Raw genomic sequence first — 20,109 nt, forward strand, 5'->3', positions numbered from 1 at the left:
TTCTCCACCCCACAATGACGGGATGGTGGGTCAAACTGCAAGTCGGTGTCGCTAGCCGATCAGCATGACAGATTGATGATGCAGCTGGGAGAAGGTGTGGAATTCAGTGCTTGTTTCCCATCAGTCGTGAGCGCAGGGCATTGGATATGCCGTCGAAAATGAAGACGACAATCAGGATCAGCACGACCATATAGGCGACGTTCTCCCAGTCGGCATTGGTTCGCATTGCTTCCCATAGTTTCAGGCCGATGCCCCCGGCGCCAACAGCGCCGATTATGGTCGCGGAGCGCGTGTTCGATTCCCAGAAATACAATGCCTGCGATGCAAAGACCGGCAGGACTTGGGGCAGCACGCCGAACCGCTGGACGGCGATGGTTTGCGCACCAACCGATTTCACACCCTCGCGCTGTTTGTCATCGATGTTTTCGAGCGCCTCTGCGTAGAGCTTTCCCAGTGTGCCCGTGTCGGTGAAAAAGATCGCCGAAATGCCGGCCAGCGGCCCGGGGCCGAAGGCGCGGGTGAAGAACAGGGCCCAGATGAACATGTCGACAGAGCGCTGGAAATCGAAGAAGCGCTTGATGAGCTGGTTGACCGGCCTGTTCCGGGTGATGTTGCGCGCCGCAATGAAGGAAAGCGGGAAGGCCACGATCATCGCGAACAGTGTGCCGACGAAGGCCATGACGATGGTCTGGAGCAACTTCGTCCATACGTCCAGATGCTGCCAGGACGGATTGTATAGGATATTGTCCAACGCCAGCATGAGATTGCTTCTGGCCGGATCGAGTCGCGGCCCGACAGTGATCAGTCCCACCACCTTTGTGAATGACATGCCGAAGAACGGAGAATCGATGTCGAAGAAGAAGTTCTCCCAGCCGAGGAAGCGCTTGTGGACCTTCACGACATCGTCGCGGACTTCCGCCCAGCCGGAAAATCCGAAGGCGAGCACGATCTTCTCGCCGGGCTGACGCTGGGTTGCCCAATCCGGCAGGTCGCGATCGGCGGTCACGCCATCATTACGGCTCAGGGATATGCCGAGTTTGTCAGCGCCCCGATAGACCTCGACCGCCTTTCCTGAAATGTCGATGCGGTCGGTGGAGTTCATGGCCACAACGGCATGGGTCACGACTTCCTCTGTACGGGTTTGCGTCCGTGCCTGCGTCGCTTCTTCCTGGGTGCCGGAATTGCTCGGGGCGACGAAACTGAATGAGGATTTCGGCTGCGTTGGCGTTTGCGATGTGGTCCCGGGGATTTCAATGGTGCGGGTTACCGTTTCCCGGTTCGCCGAGAGCCAGTCCGGATTGGGGTTGGGGCCCAGAGGATCGTAGCGCGGATAGCTGATCTGCATTGTGCCATCTCTGGCGATCTCGATATCGGGACGCACCTCATAGGAAATCCAGTCTGCCAGATAGGTGCCCGCGATCGGCCAGTTTGCCGATCCGAGAACCTGCCCGATCGCGAAAAACCACCAGCAAAAAACCAGGTAGAGAACGGTTGCGCCACCAATCAGGGGAAAGCGGAAACGCATCCAGAAGGATGGCTGAAGCAGGTGCGGGTGGCGAGCGGCAACGGCGGCCAGCTCAGCGGTTGTCAGTGTGTTCATGGCAGACTCCTACGTCACGGCCTGGAAAGCCTGGTCGCCGACGAACCTGCGTCGCAGCCATGCGGATAGATTGTCGACGGCGATGATCGTTAGGAACAGCAGCAGCACGATAGCCAGCGTCTTGGCCTCGTGCCCACGGCTGATAGAAAGCCGCAGTTGCTCGCCGATGCCGCCACCGCCGACAGCGCCGATGATGGTCGAGGCGCGCACGTTGATTTCGAGGCGCAGCAGAAAATAGCTGATGAAATTTGGCATGACCTGTGGGACCATGCCGAACCAGGCCCGCTCGACCCAATTGGCGCCGACGGCTTTCAATCCCTCGTCGGGCTTCATGTCGGCGTTCTCGATCACCTCGAAGAACAGCTTGCCGAGTGCGCCGATTGTGTGAATCGAAACCGCGATGATCGCCGGGATCGGGCCCAATGACAGGATAGCAAGGAAGAAACCGGCCAGTACGATTTCCGGGAACGCGCGCAGGATCTCCATGAAACGTCGGGCGCTACCGCGGATCCACACGTTCTGCGTCATGTTCCTTGCCGCGAAAAAGGAGAGGATGAAGCCAAAGAACGAGCCGATGATGGTCGAGAGCAGCGCGATGTTGAGCGTCTCGGTCATCTTGTAGAAATATTCCGGAACGTAGAGCGTCTCGGTGATGTAGTAACGGCCTTCCGGATAATCGTATTGCAGGCTGCCGTCGAAATAAGGGGATGGCAGGTCGAAGAGGGCGCGCCACACTTCGATTGGATCACGCGGTATCAGGTCGCCGACGAAGTCGAAGAGATGGGGCAACCGATCGAGAAACTTGCCGGAATTCGTCTCGTTGGCGAACCATAGCGATCCGCAAAGGGCGAAGGCCAGAACCGCGAGAGAAATGGTGGTGTAGAAGCGCCGGCCACGGGCGAGTTCACGCCAGTGGTTCTCTATGAGGGCGCCCTTTTCACTCAGCTTGGGCAGGGTGGTCGAACTCATGGCAGGGGGCCGCCTTCTGGCATCTCGCGCGGTCGAGGACTGCGATGTCAAAGTAAACCGGCGGACACTGCAAAGCGTCCGCCGGCTCGGGATAATCAGGGCTGGTCAGCCGCCGATGGTTGCCTTGCGGGCGTCGATGATCGGCTTGTAGAAGTCGACATTGACCTCGGCGAAGCCGGTGTAGTCACCACCCTGGATGGCGGCGAAGCAAGCCGGGTCAGACTTCGGCAGGCCCATCATGAAGTCCTTGAATTTTGTCTTCATGTCGTCGTTCATGGACGAACGCACAACGATCGGACCGTTCGGGATCAGCGGCGATTCCCACAGCTGAACGAGGTCGTCCATGTTCAGGATGCCCTTGTCGACCATCTTGCGCAGATTGCCCGAAGTGTAGCCGTCCTTGAATTCGCCAACGCCAGAGGCCCAGGTAGTGCCAGCGTCGAAAGTGCCCTTGAGCACTTCGAGAACGAGGTTTTCGTGGCCGCCCCCGAAGCCGGTTTCAGCGAAGAATTCCTTGACCGGGGCGCCGATGGCCTCCGGCAGGGTAACGGTCGGGATCAGGTAGCCAGACGTCGAATCCGGATCGGCGAAGCCGAGCTTCTTGCCCTTCATGTCTTCGAGCTTGGTGATGCCGCTGTCTTTGCGGGCAACCATGACAGAGTGATAGCCCATCGAGCCGTCGGTCTGGACGGTGGTGAGGATCGGTTCAACAGCCTTTGCGTCGGTAAGGTATACTTTGGCATAGCCGGCAGCGCCGAGTTCTGCGTAGTCGAGGGTACCGCCGAGCAGACCCTGGATTACACCGTCATAGTCGGCGGCCGGGAACAGCGCGACCTTTTCGACGCCAATAGCGGCCGGCAGCTTGTCGACCATGCACTGGAAATTGCGCAGACGGTCGGCTTCGTTTTCGCCGCCCAGAATGCCGATGCGGAATTCCTTGAGGTCTTCGGCTGCTGCGACGCCGGCGAGCGAAACGAGCGCCACGGCGGCGAGAAGGGTCTTCTTCAGCATGAGTTCATCTCCTTTGTTCCGGACAGTCCGGAGAGCGTTCTGATCAATGGGGTGCCCTTCACGCGGGCGGTCGATCGTCTTGATTTCAAGCTTCGGCGACGGCCAGAGCCTTGAAACCGGGGGATGCGGGGGCGCCGGATGCCGCCGGGGCACTCGGAATTCGAATGCTGGTCGACGTCATGCTTTCATTGACACCGTCACCATTCGCGTCTGCGCCATAGATTTCCTGGACCGTCTCAGCGGTCAGTTGGTCTGGCGGCCCGTCGAAGACGACGCAGCCTTTGGCCATGCCGATGATGCGGGAGCAGTAATTGCGTGCGGTGTCGAGCGTGTGCAGATTGGTGACGACGGTGATGCCCTCACGCTTGTTGATGTCCCTCAGGGCATCCATGACGATCTTGGCGTTCAGCGGGTCGAGCGAAGCGATCGGCTCGTCGGCCAGCACTACCTTGGGCCCCTGCATCAGGGCGCGGGCGATCGCAACACGCTGCTGTTGACCACCGGACAGCGTGCCGGCCGGCTGAAGGGCCGTCTGCTCGATACCGAGGCGCTCGAGCGCGGCGATCGCCATGATGCGTTCTTCACGGGTGAAGATGTTAAGGATACTGAGTGCTGTCGGACGATGGTTGAGCCGGCCGAGCAGAACATTGGTCAGCACGTCGAGACGGGGTACCAGGTTGAACTGCTGAAAGATCATCGCGCAGTCGCGCTGCCAGTTGCGCAGGCCGGAGCCGCGAAGGGCAGAGACTTCGACATCGCCGAAATGGATCGAGCCGGAGGAGGGATCAACCAGCCGGTTGATCATGCGCAGAAGCGTCGATTTCCCGGCGCCGGATCGGCCGATGACCCCGACCATCTCGCCGCGATCAATCTCCACGTTCACGCTGTCCACTGCGACATGCTGGCCGAACTTGCGGGTGACATTCTTCAGCTGGAATTTCATCTCGGCTCTTTCGACGTCCTATTCATCGGATCGCACTGGCTTTAGCGAGGGACCGTGAAGCGCGAATGTCAGATTTGTGTAGGAAATGTAAAATTACCTAAGATATTGAAAAATAATGATTAACGAACATATTTTTCGACAAATTCCTGGGCGTCGAGAGTGCGGAAATCAGAAAGCGCGGCAAACAGCCGGTCATGATCCCAGTTCCACCAGGAAAGTTCTTCCATGCCGGTGGCGGTCTCGGCGTTGAAGCGTTCGCGGATCAGTCTGGCGGGAACGCCACCGACGATCGTGTAGGGCGCGACATCCCTCGATACGACAGCGCCTGCGCCAATCACGGCCCCGTTGCCGACGGTCACGCCGGGCAGGACAGTGGCGCCATGACCGATCCATACGTCATGGCCGATCGTGACCCGGTTTCCCCGGCGCCATTCGAAGAAGTCGTGGTCGTTTGCGGCGCCGTCGAAATAGTCGGCGGCGCGATAGGTGAAGTGATGCAGTGTCGCCCGCCACGTTGGATGGTTGGTGGCGTTGATCCGCACAGCCGCCGCGATATTGGCGAACTTGCCGATTTCGGCGCACCACACCGAACCGTCCTGCATGATGTAGGAATAGTCGCCCATGACGACCTCGTCGAGCCGACAGCGCTCTGCCACCTCGGTGTAGCGACCGAGCGTCGCGTTTGTTACGCTGGCGCTCTCGTGGATAAGAGGCTCAAGCCCGAGTTTCTTGCTCATGCGGCAATCTTTCTGGGCGAGAACTGCGACACGTCGAGAATGCGGTCGGCAACAGCTTCCCGTACTTCCTCGTCGTGAAAGATACCAAGTAGGGCGATGCCGGCCGTCTTCTTGGCGCGGATCATTTCGACGACGACGGCGCGGTTGGCGGCATCGAGCGAGGCGGTCGGCTCGTCGAGCAACAGGATGCGGTGGTCGGTGATGAAGCCACGGGCGATGTTGACGCGCTGTTGCTCGCCGCCCGAGAAGGTGGCGGGCGGCAGTTGCCAGAGATCGCGCGGTAGGTTGAGCTTCGCCAGCAGCTCGGCGGCGCGTTCGCGCGCTTGCTCGGCCGCGACGCCGCGCGCCACCAAGGGCTCAGCGACGACGTCGATGGTGGCGACGCGCGGCACGGTGCGCAGGAACTGGCTGACATAGCCGAGCGTCGCGCGCCGAACTTCAAGCACCGAGCGCGGATCGGCGCTGGCGATGTCGATGATGCGGTTTTTGTGGTCGATCAGGATCTGGCCGGCATCGACGGCATAGTTGCCGTAGAGCATTTTCAGGATTGAGCTCTTGCCGATGCCGGAGGGGCCGCCAAGCACGACGCATTCGCCAGAAGCGACCGAGAAGGATACATTGGCCACCACCGGCAGGCGCAGGCCATCGCGCAGGTGCATGGTGAAGCTCTTGGAGACGTCCGAGACGACGAGGGGCGTTGCCATTGGAATTTCCTCTCCTGGCTATCAGACTTGCAGAATCGAAGAGACGAGCAGTTGGGTGTAGGGCTCGCGCGGATCGTCGAGGACACGATCGGTCAGCCCCTGCTCGATGACGTGGCCGTCCTTCATCACCATCATGCGATGGGACAGCAACCGGGCGACGGCGAGGTCATGGGTGACGACAATGGCCGATAGGCCGAGATCGTTGACGAGGCCGCGCACCAAGTCGAGTAGGCGCGCCTGCACCGAGACGTCGAGGCCGCCGGTCGGCTCGTCCATGAAGACGAGGCGTGGACCGGTCACCAGGTTGCGGGCGATCTGAAGGCGCTGGCGCATGCCGCCGGAAAAGGCGCGCGGCTGGTCATCGATGCGGTCCGTGCTGATCTCCACCCGCTCCAGCCAGTCGCTGGCGGTACGGCGAATGTTGCCATAATGGCGGTCTCCCACCGCCATCAGCCGCTCGCCGACATTGGCGCCGGCCGATACGGTCATGCGCAGGCCATCGGCCGGGTTCTGGTGGACGAAGCCCCAGTCTGTGCGCATCAGGAAACGCCGCTCGGCCTCGCTCATGTGGTAGAGGTCACGATAGCCACCGTCGCGCATGTGGTATTCGACCGTGCCGGTGGTTGGCATCAGCCGAGTCGACAGGCAGTTGAGCAACGTTGTCTTGCCAGAACCCGACTCGCCGACGATCGCCAGCACCTCGCCGGGCCAGAGCTCGAAGGCGACATTGCTGCAACCGATACGTTTGCCATAGAATTTCGACAGGTCGCGGACCTTGAGAAGCGGCATGTCGGTCATTCGGCGGCCTCCTTCGCAACGCCCAGGTGGCCAACATGGCCATGCTCGCGGCGCTCTTCACAGTGATCGGTGTCGGAGCAGACGAACATGCGCCCACCCTTATCGTCGAGGATAACCTCGTCGAGATAGACTTGTTCCGCGCCGCACAGCGCGCATGGCTTGTCGAAGGTCTGGACCTCGAACGGATGGTCCTCGAAATCGAGGCTCACGACTTCGGTGAACGGCGGCACGGCGTAGATCCGCTTCTCGCGGCCGGCGCCGAACAGCTGGAGCGCCTCCGACATGTGCATCTTCGGATTGTCGAATTTCGGCGTCGGCGAGGGGTCCATGACATAGCGCCCTGCGACCTTGACCGGATAGGCATAGGTCGTGGCGATCCGGCCATTCTTGGCGATATCCTCATACAGCTTGACGTGCATGAGGCCATATTCTTCTAGCGCATGCATCTTGCGCGTCTCGGTCTCGCGCGGCTCGAGGAAGCGCAAGGGTTCCGGGATTGGCACCTGGTAGACCAGCACCTGGTTTTCCTTCAGCTTTTCCTCGGGGATGCGATGGCGTGTCTGGATGATCGTCGCGTCCTTGGTGTGGGTGGTGACGGCGACATTGGCGACCTTCTGGAAAAAGGCGCGGATCGACACAGCATTAGTCGTGTCGTCGGCACCCTGGTCAATCACCTTCAGCACGTCATCCTGACCGATGATCGAGGCCGTTACCTGTACGCCGCCGGTGCCCCAACCATAGGGCATGGGCATTTCGCGTGAGGCGAAGGGGACCTGGTAGCCGGGAATCGCGATCGCCTTGAGGATCGCCCGGCGGATCATCCGCTTTGTCTGTTCGTCCAGATAAGCGAAATTATAACTCGCCAGTCCGGAATATTGCGAAACTTTCTGCGTCATCGAGCGTTGTCCTGGATCAGAAGGAGGTGCTGGAAATGGATATCAGTGTCATTCTCACAATCATTATTGCGGTCATGATCGCATCCACGGTCGGTAGCGCTTATTGGTTCAGCGCGCAGAACCGCGATTGAATATGGTTCTGTCATTCTGCAGCCTCGGCCAATGCGCTTTGCTGCTTGCGTTGCATCGCCTCGAACTCGCCACGCATGCGTCGGACCAGATCAAGCTCGGCTTGGAAGTCGACATAGTGGGGTAGCTTGAGATGCTCGACGAAGCCAGTTGCCTGGACGTTGTCGGAATGTGAAATGACGAATTCCTCGTCCTGCGCCGGTGCGACGATGTCTTCGCCGAATTCGTTGACGCGCAAGGCCCGATCGACAAGCGACATGGCCATGGCCTTGCGCTCGCTCTGGCCAAAGACGAGGCCATAACCTCGGGTGAACTGCGGCGGCGCCTTGGCTGAACCCTTGAACTGGTTGACCATCTGGCACTCGGTGACGCGAATCTCTCCGAGCGAAACGGCAAAGCCGAGTTCGGGGACGTCCAGCTCGACTTCCACCTCGCCGATGCGGATCTCGCCGACAAAGGGATGCGTGCGGCCATAGCCGCGCTGGGTCGAATAGGCCAGCGCAAGCAGGAAACCCTCGTCGCCGCGCGCGAGCGCCTGGAGGCGCGTATCACGCTCCATCGGGAATTCGATCGGCTCGCGTGTGATGTCGCCGGCGATGTGATCCGGCGGCATGTCGCCATCGGCTTCGATCAAGCCTTCTTCAGCGAGGATTTCTGACACTCGCATCACGGCTTCACCGAGCGGTTCCTTGTGCACGGGCTCGGTCACTCCGCCATCCTCCAGCAGCGAGGTGTCTAGCAGCCGGTGCGTATAGTCGAAGGTCGGGCCGAGCAGCTGGCCGCCGGGCAGGTCCTTGTAGGTGGCGGAGATACGGCGCTCGACTTGCATTTGCTCGGTGTCGATCGGCACCGAGTAACCGAAGCGTGGCAGTGTGGTGCGATAGGCTCTGAGGAGGAAGATCGCCTCGATCATGTCGCCTCTCGCCTGCTTGACGGCCAACGCGGCCAGTGCACGATCATGCAGCGAGGCTTCCGCCATGACGCGATCGACGGCGAGGCCGAGCTGCTCGACGATCTGCTCGATGGTCAGCGCCGGAAGCGAGCGGTCGCCGCGGCGCCGATCGGCCATCAGTCGATGTGCATTGTCGATAGCGGCTTCCCCGCCCTTGACGGCAACATACATGGTCTCAAACCTCCTTCGGCGTGATCTTGCAGGTGCGCGGCAGGCCGAGCATCTGGTGTCCGGCGGTAAGAACGACGTCGATGCCGCGCGGAAAGAGTGTGCGGTTGTCAGCCCACTGCCGCAGGAACATCTCGGGCAATCCCTGGGGAGACACCGCCGTACTGTCGCGGATGCCCGGTCCAGTCAGCCTGAGTGGTGCGCCATTCTCGAGACTGGTTACCTCCAGAACAATCGTCGTCGATCGGTCAGGGTATTCTTGGGTTCCGGTGGCGAAAAGGCCGAAAGAGGAGAGCGAGGCACCGGCCTCGGCAAAGGCGAAGCGCGCTTCCGACTTCTCGCGGGTGAGCGGCGCGCCGGTGTGGAAGGAGATCCATTCCGCCGCCGTCGACTTGGCGAGCCCCTGCGTCAGCCAGACTGGCGTATCATGATCAAGAAGCGTCAGCGCGATCGCGCCGGCGGCAATACCCATCGGCTTTGGTGGTTCAACCTCCGGCAGGATGGATTTGATTGTCCCGGGCCGCGACAGGCAGTCCATCATCATGCGGAATACGCTCTGGGCGTGATGCACCGGTTCGGCAAAACCGCCCGTCAGAGCTTCGATCTTCGCGTTCATCAGTCTTCTCCCCGTACCATGGTGAAGAAATCGACGCGCGTCGCAGCCGTCTCCTCCGATTTCCGCCGTTTGTCCGTGGCGGTCTGGGCCTCGATCGGCTGCAGCAGTTGGGCTTCGACCATTTCGCGATGGGACTGGTCTTGCCACAGCGCATCGAAAACCGCAGCGAGCTTGGCGCGCTTGAGATTGGCGCCGAGGACGTGGCCATGCCCAACCAGGCCATTGTCCAGCCTTACCGTGGCGCGACTGACAGTCGCCTCCCCCAGGTTGAAGGGAGATCCACCCCCGCCGATCCGGCCACGCACCATGACGAGGCCGGTCTCCGGCCCCCGCAGAATCTGTACTTCGGGTTGTTTGGATAGGCCGTTCCACGCGCGGCTCAGGTCATTGAGCGCGGCACGGGCCAGCAGGTTCACAACCCGCTTCCGCTCCGTCGTCGCCGATTCCGTATTTTCCTGTTTTGCTTCCATTGTCAGGCCTCTAAATGTCTAGTAATATAGACAATCATACAAGTTACTGTATGGCTACCAATCGGGCATGACAAGCGTGTGACATGACACAACAGAAATCCATGGAACGACAAAAGGGCGTGGCGCTCTGGCGGCAGATTGCCGACAGGATAAGAGCGTCGATCACGCAAGGCGACTATGACGCGACCGGCATGGTGCCGGCGGAAACGCAGCTTGCCGCAGCGTTCGGTGTCAACCGCCATACGGTGAGAAGTGCGCTCGCGGCTTTGGCGCAGGAAGGCATCGTCCGCGCCGCGCAGGGCCGCGGAACGATGATCGTGCGAAGGGACAAGTTCACCTTTCCGATCGCGCGGCGCACCCGCTTCACCGAGGGCATCGGCGCGCAGGCACGAGATCTGGAAGGCTTGCTGTTGTCATCAGGGCGGGAGCCCGCGAGTGAGGATGTGGCGCGGCGGCTCAAACTCGCCATCGGCGAACCGGTCATCCGCCTCGATGCCCTGCGCAAGGCAGACGGCCGGCCGCTCTCTCGCACTACGACATGGTTCCCGGCCGAGCGCTTCCACGGAATCGACGTGGCCTTTCGCCGAAGAGGCTCGATCACCTGTGCGCTCGAAGATCTCGGCGTGGCGGACTACCTGCGTGAGGTGACCGAGATTTCAGCCATTCATGCCGAACCAGACGATGTGGCCGACCTGGCGCTCACTCCCGGCGCTATTGTTCTCGTGACGCGCGCGCTCAACACGGATATGGACGGCATTCCAATGCAATACGCGGTCACACGGTTTCCCGCTGACCGCGTCGAATTCACCATCACCAATTGATGGAAGCTGGGCGCGTCAGTGTGCGCCCGACATGTCGCCCAGGACTTCCTTCGACTTGACGGTCGAGTCCGGGTTCAGCTTGTAGACCATCGGAACGCCGGTCGCGAGGTTGAGCTTGAGGATCTCTTCCTTGGACAGGCGGTCCAGCACCATGACGAGCGCCCGCAGTGAATTGCCGTGGGCGGCGACCAGAACGGTTTCACCACTGAGAACGCGCGGCAGGATGTCGGTCAGGTAATAGGGCCATACACGGGCGCCAGTATCGCGCAGACTCTCGCCGCCCGGAGGCGGAACGTCATAGGAGCGGCGCCAGATGTGCACCTGTTCTTCGCCCCATTTGGCGCGCGCGTCATCCTTGTTAAGGCCGGAAAGGTCGCCGTAGTCGCGCTCATTCAGTGCCTCGTCACGGATCGTCTCGAGATTGGGCTGGCCGACATTGTCGAGCACGATCTGGCAGGTGCGCTGCGCGCGCGAAAGTGCCGACGTGAAGGCGATGTCGAACTTGATGCCGTAGTCGGCGAGTGCCTTGCCGCCGGCATTGGCTTCCTGAACCCCGAGCTCCGTCAGGCCTGGATCCTTCCAGCCGGTGAACAGGTTCTTCAGGTTCCATTCGCTCTGCCCATGGCGCACGAGCACAAGAGTACCACTCATCGGAAATTCCTCCGCATTGTTTGTCAGATGGACGAAGATAGCCCGAGCACGTCGAGCATCGAATAAAGACCTGGTTTCTGGTTGCGCGCCCAGAGCGCCGCCTTGACCGCGCCGCGGGCGAAGATCGAGCGGTCGCCGGCGCTGTGGCTGAGTGTTACCAATTCGCCCTCACCGGCGAGAATGACCGAATGTTCGCCGACCACAGAGCCGCCACGCAATGTGGCAAAGCCGATCGAACCGGTCTCGCGTGCGCCGGTATGGCCGTCACGGACCCGTACGGAATGCGTGGCGAGATCGATGCCGCGACCGCGGGCGGCCGCTTCGCCCAGCAAAAGTGCCGTGCCGGATGGTGCGTCGACCTTGTGTTTGTGGTGCATTTCCAGCACCTCGATGTCCCAGCCGGCGGCGTCGAGCGCGCGCGCGGCCTGTTGTACGAGCACCGACAACAGATTCACACCGAGGCTCATATTACCCGATTTGACGATGCGGGCATGGCGCGATGCGGCCTCGAATTTGGTATCGTGTTCGGGCAGACACCCCGTCGTGCCAACGACATGGACGATGCGCGCCTGGGCGGCAAGTGCTGCGAATTCGGTTGAGGCCGTGGGCGAGGTGAAGTCGATGACACCGTCGGCGTTGAGAAAGGCGGCGAGCGGGTCATCGGTGACAGGTACGCCGATGGTGCCTAGCCCGACGAGATCGCCTGCGTCGCGGCCGACCAGGGGGGAGCCCTGGCGCTCGACCGCGGCATTCAGCTTCACCCCTTCGGTCGTCTCGATCATACGGATCAGCGTCTGCCCCATCCGGCCACCGGCACCCACCACGACGAGTTTCATAGCATCCTGCATGGGCGCGGTCCCTAGATGAAGTCGTCCGTGGTGGCGGTCGGTTGGAGTTGGTTTAGACGAGCGTAGAGCCCGTCTGGACGCTGTGCAAGGTCGTCATGCGCACCTTCTTCGGCGATTCGGCCGGCCTGCATGACGATGATCTTGTCGGCGCGGCGGATGGTCGACAGCCGGTGGGCGACGACCACCACGGTTCGGCCCGTCATAGCCTTGTCGAGGGCCTTCTGCACGGAGGCCTCCGACTCGGTGTCGAGCGCCGATGTCGCCTCATCCAGAAGCAGGATCGGCGCATTGCGCACCAGAGCACGGGCGATCGATAGCCGCTGGCGCTGGCCACCGGACAAGGTCACGCCGTTTTCTCCGACTGGCGTATCATAACCGAGCGGCTGAGCCAGAATGAAATCATGGGCATTGGCAAGCCGCGCGGCTTCCTCGATCTCGGCCACGGTGGCGTCTGGACGGCCGTAGCGAATATTGTCGCGGATCGTACCTTCAAAGAGATAGGGCTGCTGCGAGACATAGGCGATATGCTTGCGCAACGAAGCCTTTGTGACGTCGGCGATATTCTGGCCGTCGATCAGAATCGCGCCCTCGAGCGGATCGTAGAATCGCGGAATCAAGGTGATCACCGTCGACTTGCCGGCACCGGAGGGTCCGACCAGCGCGGTCGTCTTGCCGCCCTCGGCGACGAAGTCGATGCCCTTGAGGATCGCTTCATTTTCGCCATAGGCGAAAGTTACGCCGCGAAATTCGATGCGCGCCTCGGTCACCTTGAGATCGGCAGCGCCATCCTTGTCGCGCTGGTGGGTCTGCATGTCGAGGATCTCGTAGATCATCCGGGCATTGACTACGGCGCGCTCCATTTGCACCTGGAGCTTGGCCAGTCGCTTGGCCGGCTCGTAGGCCATCAGAAGGGCGGTGATGAAGGAGAAAAAGGCGCCCGGCAGGACGCCGCCATAGATCGACCGGAAGGCGGCATAGGCTAGCACGCTGGAGATCGCCACGCCGGCAAAGGTCTCGGTGATTGGCGAGGTGCGCTCGCTCAGGCGAGCGATCCGGTTGGAGCGCTTTTCCGCCGCGTCAATCGTGCCTTGGACCTTGCGCTCAAGCTCCTCCTCCATGGTGAAGGCCTTGACGATGGCAATCCCCTGGATCGTCTCCTGAATCGCTCCCAGCACGTGGCTGTTGAAAACGACCGATTCCTTCGTGGCGCTGCGAAGCCGCTTGGAAATATAGCGCATCGCATAGAGCAGTGGCGGCGCGACCACGAAGACGATCAGCGACAGAACCGGGTCCTTGAACACCATGACGCCGATCAACGCGATGAGCGTCAGCAGGTCGCGCGCCATCGAGGTTACGGTGAGGTTCAACACGTCGCGGATGCCGCTGATGTTCTGGCTGATCTGGGCGGCCATGCGCGCCGAGCGGGACTCGGTGAAGTAGCCGAGCGATAGGGTCATCAGGTGCGAGTAGAGCCGTCGCTGGTAGCGTGCAACGATGTTGTTGCCGATCTTCGACAGCGTGACCGCTTGGCCATAGCCGGCGAAACCGCGCAGTATGAAAGCGGCGAGGATCGAACCGCAGATCAGCCAGACGATGTCGGCGCGCTGGTTGGCGAAGGCTTCGTTGACGACCGCTTCCATGATCCAGGCGGTGAAAGCCGTCGTCAGGGCGACGGTTGCCAAGCAGGCAATGGCAAACAGATAGCCGCGCACATGGTCACGGCCGTTTTCCGCGATGATGCGCTTAAGGACCGATGTTACGCTTGTCGAGCTGACCGGTGTCTGGTTTGTCCTGCTGGCGTTCAAATGAGGGCGTTCCCGTTGGAAATGGGCTGCGGCATGCGCCATTGGCCCGCGCTGCGCGCTCTATAGCCAGTCGAATGCCGTTTGGCCATAGTCAATCCGATGCGGGCCGAAGCGGCAACTCAGCCTCGCCAGCGCCGTCCTTCGGTCGCCAGGCCGAAATTGGCGGGTGTCCGAGCAAAGGCTGCAAGGCCCGAAAGGGCGGCGAGGGGGTGGGTGACGACGAAGGTCGGGATCGTCTTCATCAGCGCGGTATGCGGAGCTTTGTCCTCGAAGCCCTGACGAAATTCCGGCCGCTTGAGGGCGGGGATGATTTTCTGGGAAATGCCGCCGGAGAGGAAAACGCCGCCGCGCGCCATAAAGATCAGCGCCATGTCGCCTGCGAGCCGACCGAGATAGGTGACGAACAGGCTGATGGTCTCCACGGCCTGGGTGTCCGCTCCTGACAGGGCTGTGGCGGTGATGTCGGCCGGGAGGGTGAATTTCGGCTCGATACCGTCAGTCGCGCAGACGGCATGATAGATGTTGACGATGCCGCGACCGCACAGCAGTTGTTCGGCCGAGATGCGGCCTTCGATCGGTGTCAGGTTCGGGAAGATCGCGAAGTCGCGCTCGCTGCGCGGGCCGATGTCGACATGACCGCCCTCACCGGGCACGGGAAACCAAGTATGCTGGGCATGGACGAGACCCGCCACGCCGAGGCCGGTTCCCGGCCCGAGCACGACACGCGAGGCGATCGGGCTGACGTTATTGGCGCCGATCGGCGCTCGGTCCTTTTCGGCAAGCGAGGCCACCGCGAGGGCTTGAGCCTCGAAGTCGTTGACCAGCAAAACCTCAGCGAAGCCGAGATCGGCGATCAGCGCCTTGGGTCGCACCACCCAGTCGCAATTGGTGAGCGGGATCTCGTCGCCCTTGATTGGTCCGGCGATGGCCAGGATCGCCGAACGGGGCTGCACCGAAGTCTTGTCGAGCACGGTCACCTGGATCGCTTCGTCTATCGTGGCGAAATCGGCAGTGTGTGCGATTGGGAACTGCCTCGGCTCGGCATAGGCGTCGATCAGAATGGAGAAGCGGGCGTTCGTGCCCCCGATGTCGCCGATCAGGATGGGAAAGGTCAGCTTGTCGTTGTCGATGGGCTTGGGCATGTCCGGTTCCGTTTGGGCCGCTGCGAGTCGGGCGGGTGGTTCAGTTTGCGTGGGTGATCATCAGGATTTCGGCTGTGGCGCGGTTGAGCGCCATGGGAATGTCGTAGACTGTCGCCAGTCGCATCAGCGCCTTCACATCGACATCATGTGGCATGGATGTCAAAGGATCGACGAAGAAAATCAGCATGTCGATCTCGCCTGTGGCGATCATCGCGCCGATCTGCTGGTCACCGCCAAGTGGTCCGCTCTTTAGCGGGGTCACTTCAAGGGAACGGCAGGCGGTCTGGATCCGGCCGCCGGTCGTGCCGGTCGCGACAATCCGCCAGCCGGACAGCCGCGCTTGATGACGATCGGCGAAGTCCGCCATGTCGTCCTTCTTCTGGTCATGGGCAATCAGGGCGACACATCGGGTCATAGTTAACTGTCTTTTGGATTTAAATCGATTTGATCGCCTTCTAACCCAGGACGAGGTGCTTGAGAAGAGTCTTGACGAAGCGTTTTGTGTGTCAATAGCCGGCAGGGCGCGCAAGTGGGATCGGCACGACATCGGGGAGCTCCGGCATTTGCGCCGCAAGGGCCGGGACCGCGCCGTTCGGGATCGCCGGCGCGGCAGTCAGCGCGGAGATCGGAGCGCCGCCGCCATAGGTCGCGGCCATTTCGCTCTCAGCTGCCGGCGCCTGCAAGACGACGGCGCAGGCCTTCGGCAAGTCGGACAGCTGCGTCGGCCGCGGCGGCTTCGGCGGTGGGGCGTTCGGGTCCTTCTTCGGCTTGGCCCATGGCTCGGCGGTAAACCACCATGCCAGTGACTTGTCGCAGCCGTCGCCGGGCGGAACCGCCGCCTGCGGCTTGCACCCCGAGGCACCTTGCGGACATTTGATACGGATGTGGAAATGCGCGTCATGGCCGTAGATCGGCCGCACCTTGCCGAGTGCCGTGCGGTCGCCGGTCCACGTGTCGCAGAGCTTCTTCTTAATCGCCGGATTGACGAAGACGCGCTCGACCTGCGGATAGCTCGCCGCCAGCATGATCAGGCGGGCGTGCGCGAGTGTCCAAACCTTGTCATTGACGGTCAGGAACTTGTTTTCCTTGAGCATCGTGGTGAAGGGAAGGTCCTCGCGCTCCTTGGCCGACATCCGGCGGTCCGGCATCGGTGTCAGCCAGATGTCGGCGTCGAGGCCGATTTGATGCGAAGCGTGGCCGTTGAGCATTGGACCGCCGCGGGGCTGCGATATGTCACCGATCAGGATGCCCGGCCAGCCGACACTGGGTGCGTCCTTCGACAGTCGCTCGATCAGCGAAATCATCTGCGGGTGTCCCCAGCGCCGGTTGCGGGATGGACGCATGGCTTGCCAGTTGGGTCCGTCGGACGGAATGGCGACAGCGCCGGCAATGCAGCCCTTGGCATAGGAACCATAGGGGGAAGGTGCAGCGCGCGCCGGTAGTTTCATGCCTCCGAATAGTTCTTTGGCCGGCCGGTTCTCCGCGGCAGCCCCGCCAGCGACCGCAGAGAGAAGACCCGCCGCCACGGCCAGCCCTCTTGCCATAGCCTTCAACCTTCCGCGCACCATTTTCGTCATATCGTTTTCCACCACATCAAGGACCACCCGTCCCCTCCAGGTGATTTGCCACAACGATACTCTGGAACGGGAATTTGGTGAATCCGTGTTTTCCGCGGCCCTTTGTGTTCTTGCGTGCGGCCGGTCTGTTTTTTGCCGTGGTTTGGCCTATTGTTCCTGTTATCCATAAGAAACGAGGGGTGATTTGGATGGATTTGGCACGTGTTGGATTTGGTGTTGCTGCGCTGTTGCTTTCGGTCACTGCGCCGCTTCAGCTTTCAGCGAGCGAAACTCAATGGCGCCACGCGATTGCGGTTCTAGGTGAGCCAAAATTACCTTCTAATTTCAAGCATTTACCCTATGTAAATGCCGATGCGCCGAAAGGTGGAGAGTTACGTCTTTCGGATGAAGGCACGTTCGACAGCTTCAACCCCCTGATCGACAAAGGCACCCCTGCCGCAGGCATCGCCTCCGTCTTCGACACGCTGATGCGGCAATCGGAAGATGAAGTCTCCGTCACATACGGTCTTCTGGCAGAAGCGCTTTCTTATCCGGAAGACCTGTCTTCGGTCACCTTCAGGCTACGGCCGGAGGCGAAATGGGCCGATGGCCAACCGGTGCTGCCGGAGGATGTAATCTTCAGCTTCAACGGTGCGAAACACCACAGCACGCTTTACGCCAGCTATTACCGGCACGTGATCAGCGCCGAGAAGACCGGAGACCGTGAGGTCACCTTCCGTTTTGACGAAAAAAACAACCGTGAACTGCCGTCCATCGTCGGCGACTTTTCAATTCTGCCGAAACACTGGTGGGAGGGCAAGGACGCGCAGGGCCGGCAGCGCGACATCTCGCGCACCACTCTTGAACCGCTGATGGGCTCGGGGCCTTATAAGATCGCCGCCTTTCAGCCTGGGTCGACAATCCGCTACGAGTTGCGCGATGACTATTGGGCCAAGGATCTGCCGATCAATATCGGCCAGAATAATTTCAAGGTGATCACGCACACCTATTTCTCTGACGCCGACGTCGAATTCGAGGCCTTCCGGGCCGGCACGCTCGACTACTACCAGGAGCAAAGCTCCAGCCGCTGGGCGACCCGTTATGACTTTGCCGCAGTCAAGGATGGCCTCGTGATCCGCGAGTCCCTGCCCAACCCATTCCGGGCCACCGGCATCATGCAGGCGATGGTGCCGAACATGCGCCGAGAGATATTCAAAGATCCCCGCGTGCGCGAAGCCTTGAACTATGCCTTCGACTTCGAGGATCTGAACAAGAACCTCGCCTACGGCGGATTGAAGCGTGTTGACAGCTATTTCTGGGGCACGGAACTCGCATCCTCAGGTCTTCCGCAGGGGCGCGAGTTGGAAATGCTTGAGGCCCTGAAGGACAAGGTGCCGTCGCAGGTGTTCACTACACCCTACACCAACCCGGTCGGTGGTGATCCGCAGAAGGTCCGGGACAATCTCCGCAAGGCCATTGCCTTGCTTAAAGAGGCCGGATGGGAGCTCAAGGGCAACCGTATGGTCAACAGCAAAACCGGCCAGCCGATGAGCTTCGAGATCCTGCTGAGCAGCCCTTCGTTTGAGCGATCAGTTCTACCCTATGTCGCTAGTCTCAAGAAGATTGGCGTCGATGCTCGTGTGCGCACGGTGGATGCTTCGCAATATATCAACCGCACCCGCAGCTTTGATTATGACGTGATTTGGGTCGTGTGGGCACAGACGATGAATCCCGGCAATGAACAGGCAAATTACTGGGGCTCGCAGTCGGTGGATACGGCCGGATCGCGCAATTATGCCGGCATTTCTGATCCGGCTGTCGATCAGCTGATCGGTATGATTAACACGGCCCCGAGCCGCGAGGAACAGGTGGCGGCAGTCAAGGCGCTGGACCGCGTTCTTCTAGCCAATCACTTTGTGGTGCCGCTGTTCTATTCCGGCGAGACCAAGATTGCCTACTGGAACAGGCTCACCCATCCGCAAGAACTCCCGACCTATGGCATCGGCTTTCCAGACATATGGTGGTCCAAATCTGTGGCTCAATAGGAGGGGCCTTGCGTCTCCACTATGAGCCGCTACCAATGGAACCCACGAATCAGCGCGGCTAGACGGCGCTTCCAAAGGCAACAAGGAGAGAACGTATTGGGTAGCAGAGCAATGGACGGTGTTCTCAGCCTATTGAGCGGATTTCATCGCTGATGGGTGCCTATATCCTGAGGCGCCTCCTGCTGATGATCCCGACCATCGTTGGTATCATGGCGATTTCCTTCCTGGTCATTCAGTTCGCGCCCGGTGGCCCGGTCGAACAGGTGATTGCCCAACTGACCGGCCAGGGCGACGGTGCCGACCAGCGCCTTTCTGGCGGCGGCGACATGCTCAACCAGCAGTTTGCCGGTGATGAGATGGGGGCGAAATATCGTGGCGCGCAGGGGCTTGATCCGGAACTGATCGCCAAGCTGGAAAAGCAGTTCGGCTTTGACAAACCGCCGCTCACCCGTTTCCTCGAGATGATGTGGAACTACATCCGCTTCGATTTCGGCGAGAGTTTCTTCCGCAACACCACGGTCATCGACCTGATCGTAGAGAAAATGCCGGTGTCAATCTCGCTTGGCGTATGGATCCTGCTCATTTCCTACGCGATTTCCATTCCGCTCGGCATCAAGAAGGCGGTCCAGGACGGCTCGCCCTTCGATGTCTGGACCTCGGGCGTTATTGTCATCGGCTATGCCGTGCCAAGTTTCCTGTTTGGCATCCTGCTGATCGTGCTGTTTGCCGGCGGATCCTTCTTCGACTGGTTCCCGCTGCGCGGCCTGATCTCGGACAACTTCGCCGAGCTCTCCTGGTGGCAGAAGATCCTCGACTACTTCTGGCACCTTACCCTGCCGCTGACGGCGCTCCTGCTCTCGGCCTTCGCCACGACCACGCTCTTGACCAAGAATTCTTTCATCGAGGAGATCAAGAAGCAGTACGTGGTGACTGCACGTGCCAAGGGACTCGGAGAACGTCAGGTGCTTTATGGCCACGTCTTCCGCAACGCCATGCTGATCGTCATCGCCGGCATTCCCGGCGCCTTCATCTCCGCCTTCTTCACCGGTTCACTGTTGATCGAGAACATCTTCTCCCTCGACGGCCTCGGCCGCCTCGGCTACCTCGCCGTCGTCAATCGCGACTATCCGATCGTCTTCGCCACGCTCTACATCTTCTCGCTCATGGGCCTCGTCGTCAGCCTGGTCTCCGACCTGATCTACACCTGGATCGATCCGCGCATCGATTTCGAGCGAAGGGATGTCTGAC

The 20,109-nt window shown here is 60.8% G+C and carries 20 protein-coding genes; 3 read left to right on the top strand and 17 right to left on the bottom strand.

What is annotated here, in order from left to right; all coding sequences use genetic code 11:
* Positions 1-103 precede the first annotated feature (103 nt).
* The 11 genes from phnE (RNA01_RS11495) to phnG form a co-directional block, all read right to left on the bottom strand.
* Positions 104-1,600, bottom strand: a complete 1,497-nt coding sequence (gene phnE / locus RNA01_RS11495) for a phosphonate ABC transporter, permease protein PhnE (protein WP_147180342.1) — start codon at positions 1,598-1,600, stop codon at positions 104-106.
* Between the two features lie 9 nt (positions 1,601-1,609).
* On the bottom strand, positions 1,610-2,569 hold the full coding sequence (phnE, locus tag RNA01_RS11500; protein ID WP_147180343.1) for a phosphonate ABC transporter, permease protein PhnE: 960 nt from the start codon (positions 2,567-2,569) through the stop codon (positions 1,610-1,612).
* 105 nt (positions 2,570-2,674) lie between these two features.
* Positions 2,675-3,580, bottom strand: coding sequence for a phosphonate ABC transporter substrate-binding protein (gene phnD / locus RNA01_RS11505; protein ID WP_147180344.1), 906 nt, complete (start codon positions 3,578-3,580; stop codon positions 2,675-2,677).
* Between the two features lie 85 nt (positions 3,581-3,665).
* On the bottom strand, positions 3,666-4,523 hold the full coding sequence (gene phnC / locus RNA01_RS11510; protein ID WP_147180345.1) for a phosphonate ABC transporter ATP-binding protein: 858 nt from the start codon (positions 4,521-4,523) through the stop codon (positions 3,666-3,668).
* A 119-nt stretch (positions 4,524-4,642) separates the two neighbouring features.
* Complete coding sequence (locus RNA01_RS11515; RefSeq protein WP_147180346.1) at positions 4,643-5,260, bottom strand: DapH/DapD/GlmU-related protein; 618 nt, start codon at positions 5,258-5,260, stop codon at positions 4,643-4,645.
* Positions 5,257-5,964: a phosphonate C-P lyase system protein PhnL gene (phnL, locus tag RNA01_RS11520; RefSeq protein WP_147180347.1), complete on the bottom strand. Its 708-nt coding sequence runs from the start codon at positions 5,962-5,964 to the stop codon at positions 5,257-5,259. The genes RNA01_RS11515 and phnL overlap by 4 nt, the downstream gene beginning before the upstream one ends.
* Positions 5,965-5,985: 21 nt before the next feature.
* On the bottom strand, positions 5,986-6,762 hold the full coding sequence (phnK, locus tag RNA01_RS11525; RefSeq protein ID WP_147180348.1) for a phosphonate C-P lyase system protein PhnK: 777 nt from the start codon (positions 6,760-6,762) through the stop codon (positions 5,986-5,988).
* Positions 6,759-7,658 (bottom strand): alpha-D-ribose 1-methylphosphonate 5-phosphate C-P-lyase PhnJ, encoded by a 900-nt coding sequence (locus tag RNA01_RS11530; protein WP_147180349.1) that lies wholly within the window; start codon positions 7,656-7,658, stop codon positions 6,759-6,761. Before RNA01_RS11530 ends, phnK begins: the two co-directional genes overlap by 4 nt.
* Positions 7,659-7,800: 142 nt before the next feature.
* Positions 7,801-8,910, bottom strand: a complete 1,110-nt coding sequence (locus RNA01_RS11535) for a carbon-phosphorus lyase complex subunit (RefSeq protein WP_147180350.1) — start codon at positions 8,908-8,910, stop codon at positions 7,801-7,803.
* A 4-nt stretch (positions 8,911-8,914) separates the two neighbouring features.
* A complete protein-coding gene (gene phnH / locus RNA01_RS11540; RefSeq protein WP_147180351.1) occupies positions 8,915-9,523 on the bottom strand; it encodes a phosphonate C-P lyase system protein PhnH in 609 nt (202 codons plus the stop codon).
* Complete coding sequence (gene phnG, locus RNA01_RS11545; protein WP_147180352.1) at positions 9,523-9,993, bottom strand: phosphonate C-P lyase system protein PhnG; 471 nt, start codon at positions 9,991-9,993, stop codon at positions 9,523-9,525. The genes phnH and phnG overlap by 1 nt, the downstream gene beginning before the upstream one ends.
* A gap of 83 nt (positions 9,994-10,076) precedes the next feature.
* Between phnG and phnF the strand changes: the two genes are divergently transcribed.
* Positions 10,077-10,814 carry a phosphonate metabolism transcriptional regulator PhnF gene (gene phnF / locus RNA01_RS11550; protein WP_170253427.1) on the top strand — a complete coding sequence of 246 codons (738 nt, stop codon included), beginning with the start codon at positions 10,077-10,079 and terminating at the stop codon, positions 10,812-10,814.
* Positions 10,815-10,829: 15 nt separating this feature from the next.
* Here the strand turns inward: phnF and RNA01_RS11555 are convergent, their stop codons facing one another.
* The 6 genes from RNA01_RS11555 to mepA all read right to left on the bottom strand — a co-directional run bounded on the left by RNA01_RS11555 (position 10,830) and on the right by mepA (position 16,837).
* Positions 10,830-11,465 (bottom strand): 2,3-bisphosphoglycerate-dependent phosphoglycerate mutase, encoded by a 636-nt coding sequence (locus tag RNA01_RS11555; RefSeq protein ID WP_147180353.1) that lies wholly within the window; start codon positions 11,463-11,465, stop codon positions 10,830-10,832.
* 23 nt (positions 11,466-11,488) lie between these two features.
* Positions 11,489-12,301 (bottom strand): 4-hydroxy-tetrahydrodipicolinate reductase, encoded by an 813-nt coding sequence (gene dapB, locus RNA01_RS11560; protein WP_371864063.1) that lies wholly within the window; start codon positions 12,299-12,301, stop codon positions 11,489-11,491.
* 23 nt (positions 12,302-12,324) lie between these two features.
* A complete protein-coding gene (locus tag RNA01_RS11565) occupies positions 12,325-14,118 on the bottom strand; it encodes an ABC transporter ATP-binding protein (protein WP_147180355.1) in 1,794 nt (597 codons plus the stop codon).
* Between the two features lie 119 nt (positions 14,119-14,237).
* Positions 14,238-15,260: a glucokinase gene (locus tag RNA01_RS11570; RefSeq protein WP_147180356.1), complete on the bottom strand. Its 1,023-nt coding sequence runs from the start codon at positions 15,258-15,260 to the stop codon at positions 14,238-14,240.
* A 40-nt stretch (positions 15,261-15,300) separates the two neighbouring features.
* Positions 15,301-15,675, bottom strand: coding sequence for a methylglyoxal synthase (locus RNA01_RS11575; RefSeq protein ID WP_147180357.1), 375 nt, complete (start codon positions 15,673-15,675; stop codon positions 15,301-15,303).
* Positions 15,676-15,766: 91 nt separating this feature from the next.
* Complete coding sequence (gene mepA / locus RNA01_RS11580) at positions 15,767-16,837, bottom strand: penicillin-insensitive murein endopeptidase (protein ID WP_284727804.1); 1,071 nt, start codon at positions 16,835-16,837, stop codon at positions 15,767-15,769.
* 188 nt (positions 16,838-17,025) lie between these two features.
* Here mepA and RNA01_RS11585 point away from each other — a divergent pair, with 188 nt between their 5' ends.
* On the top strand, positions 17,026-18,861 hold the full coding sequence (locus RNA01_RS11585) for an extracellular solute-binding protein (RefSeq protein ID WP_147180358.1): 1,836 nt from the start codon (positions 17,026-17,028) through the stop codon (positions 18,859-18,861).
* 152 nt (positions 18,862-19,013) lie between these two features.
* Complete coding sequence (locus RNA01_RS11590; RefSeq protein WP_147180359.1) at positions 19,014-20,108, top strand: microcin C ABC transporter permease YejB; 1,095 nt, start codon at positions 19,014-19,016, stop codon at positions 20,106-20,108.
* The last annotated feature ends 1 nt before the right edge of the window (position 20,109 follow it).

Source organism: Paenirhizobium naphthalenivorans, assembly GCF_007992095.1.
Classification (GTDB): domain Bacteria; phylum Pseudomonadota; class Alphaproteobacteria; order Rhizobiales; family Rhizobiaceae; genus Allorhizobium; species Allorhizobium naphthalenivorans.